Annotated in this window: 8 protein-coding genes; 4 read left to right on the forward strand and 4 right to left on the reverse strand. The window is 66.9% G+C overall.

Going from position 1 to position 6,943, the window contains the following annotated elements; all coding sequences use genetic code 11:
* The 3 genes from ACRDUX_RS34455 to secY form a co-directional block, all read right to left on the reverse strand.
* On the reverse strand, positions 1-363 hold a 363-nt coding region (locus tag ACRDUX_RS34455), incomplete at its 3' end, for a M24 family metallopeptidase (protein WP_526420937.1).
* 3 nt (positions 364-366) lie between these two features.
* The gene (locus ACRDUX_RS34460; RefSeq protein WP_526420939.1) at positions 367-912 is read right to left on the reverse strand and encodes an adenylate kinase; all 546 of its coding nucleotides are present in this window, start codon (positions 910-912) and stop codon (positions 367-369) included.
* Positions 909-2,234, reverse strand: coding sequence for a preprotein translocase subunit SecY (gene secY, locus ACRDUX_RS34465; protein WP_526420941.1), 1,326 nt, complete (start codon positions 2,232-2,234; stop codon positions 909-911). Before secY ends, ACRDUX_RS34460 begins: the two co-directional genes overlap by 4 nt.
* Positions 2,235-2,512: 278 nt before the next feature.
* On the opposite strand from secY, the gene ACRDUX_RS34470 reads away from it, so the two are divergent.
* The 4 genes from ACRDUX_RS34470 to ACRDUX_RS34485 are packed head-to-tail and all read left to right on the forward strand — an operon-like array spanning position 2,513 to position 6,169.
* Positions 2,513-3,445 carry a class I SAM-dependent methyltransferase gene (locus ACRDUX_RS34470; protein ID WP_526420943.1) on the forward strand — a complete coding sequence of 311 codons (933 nt, stop codon included), beginning with the start codon at positions 2,513-2,515 and terminating at the stop codon, positions 3,443-3,445.
* Positions 3,442-4,341 carry a class I SAM-dependent methyltransferase gene (locus tag ACRDUX_RS34475; protein WP_526420944.1) on the forward strand — a complete coding sequence of 300 codons (900 nt, stop codon included), beginning with the start codon at positions 3,442-3,444 and terminating at the stop codon, positions 4,339-4,341. Before ACRDUX_RS34470 ends, ACRDUX_RS34475 begins: the two co-directional genes overlap by 4 nt.
* Positions 4,342-4,352: 11 nt before the next feature.
* Entirely contained in the window at positions 4,353-5,252 is a 900-nt protein-coding gene (locus ACRDUX_RS34480; protein WP_526420946.1) for a class I SAM-dependent methyltransferase, read from the forward strand.
* 11 nt (positions 5,253-5,263) lie between these two features.
* Positions 5,264-6,169: a class I SAM-dependent methyltransferase gene (locus ACRDUX_RS34485; protein WP_526420948.1), complete on the forward strand. Its 906-nt coding sequence runs from the start codon at positions 5,264-5,266 to the stop codon at positions 6,167-6,169.
* 18 nt (positions 6,170-6,187) lie between these two features.
* Here ACRDUX_RS34485 and sppA read toward each other — a convergent pair.
* On the reverse strand, positions 6,188-6,943 hold a 756-nt coding region (sppA, locus tag ACRDUX_RS34490), incomplete at its 5' end, for a signal peptide peptidase SppA (RefSeq protein WP_526420950.1).

A 6,943-nucleotide genomic window follows, 5' to 3' on the forward strand; every position in this document is an offset into this window, starting at 1 on the left:
CGTCACGGCCGAGTCGCCGTGCCACTCGTCGAGGATCGCGCCGCAGTCGATCGACACCAGATCGCCTGCGGCCAGCACCTCGCCGGCCGATGGGATGCCGTGGACCACGCGGTCGTTCACCGACGAGCAGATGCTGCCGGGGAACCCGTGATAGCCGAGGAACGACGGAATGCCGCCACCGTCGCGGATCACCGCTTCGGCGATACCGTCGAGCTCCAGCGTCGAGACCCCCGGCTGGGCGGCTTGCCGCACGGCCCGAAGTGCAGCGGCCACCAAGGCGCCTGCGGCGGCCATCGCGTCGAGCTCGTCGTCGCTGCGCTGCGGAACGACCTTGCGTCCACGTAGCCCTGGCAGCCCGATCATCGGCTACTTACCGAGAGCGCGCAGCGCGCGGGCGAACACCTCGTCGAGAGAACCGACGGCGTCGACGGTCTTGAGCTCGCCCCGGTAGTAGTCCAGCAGGGGGGCCGTCTCGTCGCGGTAGACCTTCATCCGGTTGAGGACGACGTCCTCGGTGTCGTCGGCGCGGCCGCGGCCCTTGAGCCGGGCCAGTAGCTCGTCCTCGGAGACACGGAACTCCACCACGGCGTCGAGCACCAGATCGCGCTTGGCCAGTATCTCGCGTAGCGCCTCGGCCTGCTCCACCGAACGTGGGTAGCCGTCGAGGATGAAGCCCTCGGTCGCGTCGGCGTCGTCGAGCCGATCGTCGACGAGCGCGTTGGTCAGTGTGGCGGGCACCAGATCGCCTGCGTCGAGGTACTTCTTGGCTTGCAGGCCCAGCTCGGTCTCATTGCTGATGTTGTGGCGGAAGAGGTCCCCGGTGGACACGTGAGGGACGCCAAGCTTCTCGGCCAGCTTCTCCGCCTGGGTGCCCTTGCCCGCACCCGGCGGTCCAAGCAAAACGATTCTCACTTGAGGAACCCTTCATAGTTGCGCTGCATCAGCTGGCTCTCGATCTGCTTCACCGTATCCAAACCGACACCGATCATGATCAGCACCGCGGTACCGCCGAAGGGCAGGTTCTGCACGGTGCCGGAGTTGCCGATCTCGAGGAAGAGGTTTGGCAGGACGGCGATCACACCCAGATAGATCGAGCCGGGCAGGGTGATCCGGCTCAGAACGTAGCGCAGGTAGTCGGCGGTCGGCTTGCCCGGACGAATGCCGGGGATGAAGCCGCCGAACTTCTTCATCTCGTCGGCGCGCTCGTCGGGGTTGAACGTGATCGACACGTAGAAGTAGGTGAAGAAGATAATCAGGCCGAAGTAGACCGCGATGTAGACGGGACTGGACGGGTTGGACAGGTAGTTCGCGACGAACTTGTCCCACCAACCGGTGCCAGGGCTGGAACTGCCGCTCTGGACCAGCTGGGTGATCAGGTGCGGGATGTAGATCAGGGACGACGCGAAGATGACGGGGATGACGCCGGCCTGGTTGACCTTCAGTGGTAGATAGGTCGACGTGCCGCCGTACATGCGCCGTCCGACCATGCGCTTGGCGTACTGCACGGGGATGCGGCGCTGGCCCTGCTCGACGAAGACGACCCCGATGATGATGATCAGTGCGGCGACGCAGACCGCGGCGAACACCATGCCACCGCGGCTGTCGAGGATCGTCTTGCCCTCCGACGGGATGCGGGCGGCGATGCCCGCGAAGATCAGCAGTGACATGCCGTTGCCGATGCCACGCTCGGTGACCAGCTCGCCCATCCACATCACCAGCGACGCACCCGCGGTCAGCACCAGCACGATGACGATCAGCGTGAAGATCGAGGAGTTGGAGATGATGTCCAGCGTGCAGCCCTGCAGCAACCCGCCGTTAGCGGCGAGCGCCACGATCGAGGTGCCCTGCAACAACGCCAGCGCAACCGCCAGATAGCGGGTGTACTGCGTCATCTTGGCCTGGCCGGACTGGCCCTCCTTGCGCAGCTGCTCGAAGCGTGGGATCACCACGGTCAGGAGCTGCACGATGATGCTGGCGGTGATGTAGGGCATCACGCCGACCGCGAACACGGACAGCTGAAGCAGCGCACCGCCGGAGAAGAGGTTGATCAGGGAGTAGATCTGGGCGGAGTCGCCGCCCTGGACCTGCTCGATGCACTTCTGCACGTTGGGGTAGTTGACGCCGGGGGACGGCAGCGTTGCGCCGACCCGGTAGAGGATGACGATGCCCAGCGTGAAGAGAATCTTCCGTCGGAGGTCGGCCGTCCGCAACGACGAGATGAAAGCCGAAAGCACTCTTCCTCCTGCGCAGCCGGACTCGTGTCGCGGCGTGCCGATGGGGCTGGTCCGACCAGCGCGTTTTGGGTAAGTCCTGTGCGATTCTCCTGCCGGCGCGCAGGCATGCCTGCGGCCAGCGCAATCGCGCGTTGGAACAGTCTACGAGGGTAACAGTTGCCGCCGGTCCGACCCTCATCCGATCTTCGCGGCGGCGACGCGATCGGGGGTTCCAGAATCGGAGCGTACAGTCGAATCAGCTCGTTACATCAGCTAACTAAAAGTTTCAAGGGGCATTCATGACGCGCACCGAAGGCGACACCTGGGACCTGGCCTCCAGCGTCGGAGCAACGGCAACGATGGTGGCCGCGGCACGGGCGCTGGCCGGCCGGGCGCAGCGTCCCCTGATCAACGACCCCTTCGCCGAACCACTGGTACGCGCGGTCGGCGTCGACGTCCTGACCCGGTTGGCCTCCGGTGACCTGAATCCCGCCGAGCTCAGCGGCGACGGAGGAGCCGGGATGGAACGGATGGCCGACAACATGGCCGTGCGAACCCTGTTCTTCGACGGCTTCTTCCTCGACGCCACGAACGCAGGCATCACCCAGGCGGTCATCCTCGCCTCTGGGCTGGACTCCCGCGCCTACCGCCTGGCGTGGCCCGCGGGGACCACGGTGTACGAGATCGACCAGCCCGACGTCATCGCGTTCAAGAGCCGGACGCTGGCCGCCCTCGGCGCGGCACCCACCGCGTTCCGCCGCACGGTCGGCATCGACTTGCGCGAGGACTGGCCTGCGGCACTCGTGCAGGCCGGCTTCGATCCGGCCAAGCCGACCGCGTGGAGCGCAGAGGGGCTGCTCGGCTATCTGCCTCCTGAGGCTCAGGACCGACTGCTTGACACGGTGACGGAGCTGAGCGCGCCAGGCAGCCGCTTCGCCACCGAGAGCGCACCCACCCAGGACCCCGCCAACGAGGGCCGGCTACGCGAGCGCATGCAGCGCGTCGCAGCGCACTGGCGCGAGCACGGGTTCGACCTCGACTTGACCGAGCTGGTCTACTTCGGCGACCGCAACGAGGCCGCCGCCTACCTGGACCACCACGGCTGGCGCACCACCGGCAGCACACTGCGCGAATTGTTCGCCGCCCACGACCTGCCGCCGTTCGACGACGAGGAGATGGCCGGCTTCGGCGAGATGCGCTACGTCAGCGGAACGCTCGGAGGTGATCGGTGAGCCGGTCGGATTCCGACAGCTGGGATCTGGCCTCCAGCGTGGGTGCGACCGCCACCATGGTCGCCGCGGCGCGAGCACTGGCCTCCGAGGAGGCCAATCCACTGATCCGCGATCCCTATGCCGCTCCCCTGGTGCGCGCCGTCGGCATCGAGTTCTTCACCAAACTGATCGACGGAGCCATCTCCACCGTCGACGCCGACGGTGCCGCACGCACGATGACGGACGTGATGGCGGTGCGCACCCGCTTCTTCGACGACTTCTTCCTCGGTGCGGCCGAGGCAGGCGTTCGGCAGGCCGTGATCCTGGCCTCGGGGCTCGACTCCCGGGCCTACCGGCTGCCGTGGCCCGACGGTGCAGTCGTCTACGAGATCGACCAGCCCAACGTCATCGTGGCGAAGACGGCGGCGATGACCGAGATCGGCGCAACCCCGACCGCCGATCGCCGCGCGGTCGCCGTCGACCTGCGCGACGACTGGCCGCAGGAGCTGAAGGCCGCGGGTTTCGACGTCACCGCGCCGACCGCGTGGAGCGCCGAGGGCCTTCTCGTCTATCTACCGCCAGAGGCGCAGGACCGGCTGTTCGACGACATCACCGCGCTGTCCGCCCCAGGTAGTCAGCTGGCCACCGAGTACCACCCCGACGGCAGCGCGTTCTTGGGCGACCGCGCGAGCGCAGTCACCGAACAATGGCGGGACCACGGTTTCGACGTCAACATGTCCGAGCTGATCTACGAAGGTGAGCGCGCATCCGTCGTCGACTACCTGACCGCACGGGGCTGGCACGTCTCGGCCCGCAGCCGCCCTGAGGTGTTCGCCGGTTACGGGCGCGACTTCCCCACGTCCGAAGCACTTGCACCACTGCGTAATTCACTTTCCGTCATCGCAACTCTGACTTGAGGAGACAACCAATGGCACGCACTCACGGCGACACGTGGGACCTGGCCTCCAGCGTGGGCGCCACCGCTACGGCGGTCGCCGCCTCCCGCGCCACCGCATCACAGGGCCCGGACGCGCTGCTCGACGACCCGTGGGCCGAACCGCTGGTCCGCGCCGTCGGGATCGACACCTTCGTCAAGTTGGTCGACGGCGAACTCCTCGGCGAGGACGATCCCCTACTGAACCGTCGGGCCATGAACGAGCAGATGGCCGTGCGGACCCGCTTCTTCGACGACTTCTTCACCACCGCAAGTGATTCAGGCATCCGGCAGGCCGTGATCCTGGCCTCTGGGCTCGACACTCGGGCCTACCGACTGCCCTGGCAGGCCGGCACCGCGGTATTCGAGATCGACCAGCCCGAGGTCATCGAGTTCAAGACCCGCACCCTGGCCGGTCTCGGTGCCGAGCCAACGGCCCGGCGTCACACCGTATCCATCGACCTGCGCGAGGACTGGCCAGCCGCGCTGCGGCAGGCCGGCTTCGACAGCAGCCTGCCGACGGCGTGGAGCGCCGAAGGACTTCTGGTCTACCTCCCACCGGAGGCCCAGGACCAGCTCTTCGACAACATCACCGCGCTGTCCGCACCGGGCAGCCGACTGGCGACCGAGCACATGGATTTGACCGGACTGCCCGCCGACTGGGCGGAGAAGTTGACGGAACGTTCCAAGCGCATCGGCTCCGACATCAACCTGGCCGAGCTGTTCTACATGGGTGAGCGCAATAGCGCGGCCGACTACCTGACCAATCATGGCTGGCAGGTGGACATCCGGAAGACTGCCGCGGCATTCGAGGCCAACGGCTTCGAGTTGCCCAACGATGAACTCGCGGCATTCGGCGGCGATTCCGGATACCTCACCGCGACCCTGAACTAGAGGAGAGACACATGGCAAGAATCGAAGGCGACACCTGGGACTTGGCCTCCAGCGTCGGGGCAACCGCCACGATGGTGGCCGCGCAGCGCGCACTGGCCCACCGCGAGAAGCTGATCGACGACCCGTACGCCGAGCCACTGGTGCGGGCCGTCGGCGTCGACCTGTTCAACCGCATGCTCGACGGTGACCTCGACCTCACCGACGTGGAACCGGGGTTCACCCCGCTTCGGGCAGCCGAGGGCATGGCCGTACGTACCCGCTTCTTCGACAAGATGTTCACCGACGGTGCGGATGCCGGGGTACGGCAGGCCGTGATCCTCGCCGCCGGTCTCGACGCGCGGGGCTATCGGCTGCCATGGCCGGACGGCACGACGGTCTACGAGGTGGACCAGCCCGAGGTCATCGAGTTCAAGACGACGAGGCTAGCGGGTATCGGGGCCACGCCGACCGCCGCCCATCGGACGGTCGCGATCGATCTGCGGGAGGACTGGCCGAAGGCGTTGAAGGACAGCGGCTTCGATCCGAGCCAGCCGACCGCGTGGAGTGCAGAGGGTCTGTTGATCTACCTGCCGTCGGACGCTCAGGACAAGCTGTTCGACAACATCACCGAGCTGTCCGCACCGGGCAGCCGATTGGCCACGGAGCACGTTCCCGACCTGTCGGCGTTCACCGATGGACGCTCACAACGCATGTCGGAACGGCTCAAGCAGCTGGGCTCCGACATCGAGATGGCCGACCTCGTCTACCAGGGCGAGCGCAGCCACGTGGTCGAGTATCTGGCCGAACGCGGCTGGGAGACCTCCACGTTGCCGATGCGGGAAGGCTACGCGCTCAACGGATTCGAGTTCCCCGATGACGACGAGATGTCGGCGATCTTCGCGGACCTCACCTACGTCAGCGCGGTGCTGCGCGGCTGAGTCCTGGCAGCTGCCCGATCAGAATTGGTGTCCACCCAGCCAGAGGGCGTTGACGCCGGTCAATTGCCGCTCGGCCTGGGTGATCAGGCCCGCCGCGGAACGTCCGACGAGCGCGCCGAACGCGTCGGGCAACGACGCCGCCGCCGGCTGCGACGATGCCTTCGGGCGCAGCACGTCCAGTAGCGACGAGCCGGGAAGGCCAAGCAGTTTGACGTCGGAGTCGGCGTCGAAACCGGCGAGCACCTTTGCGCGATCGATCGCGGTCCGCACGCCACCGAGTTCGTCGACCAACCCGCGCTCCAACGCGTCGGCGCCGGTCCACACGCGACCACGCGCCACCGCATCGACAGCCTCAACGGTCATGTTGCGGCCCTCGGCAACCCGTTGCACGAAGTCGGTGTAGAAGAGGTCGGCCTCAGCCTCGACGTGGGTGTGCTGCTCGTCGGTGAACGGCGCGTTCGTCGACCAGGCGTTGGCATTCGCGTTGGTGCGCACCGAGTCTGAGCCGATGCCTAGACGCTCCTTGAGGTCACGCGCGACGAACTTGCCGGTGACCACCCCGATGGAGCCGGTGAGCGTGCCCGCGTTGGCGACGATCGCATCCGCAGCCATCGACACGTAGTAGCCGCCGGAGGCCGCGACGGCGCCCATCGAGGCGACGACCGGCTTGCCTGCCTCGCGCAACCGAACCACTTCGCGCCAAATGGTTTCCGAGCCGGTGACGGATCCTCCCGGACTGTCGACGCGCAGCACGACGGCGGCCACGTCGTCGTC

Origin of the sequence: Mycobacterium sp. (assembly GCF_050701675.1) — a bacterium.
In the GTDB taxonomy this organism is placed as follows: domain Bacteria; phylum Actinomycetota; class Actinomycetes; order Mycobacteriales; family Mycobacteriaceae; genus Mycobacterium.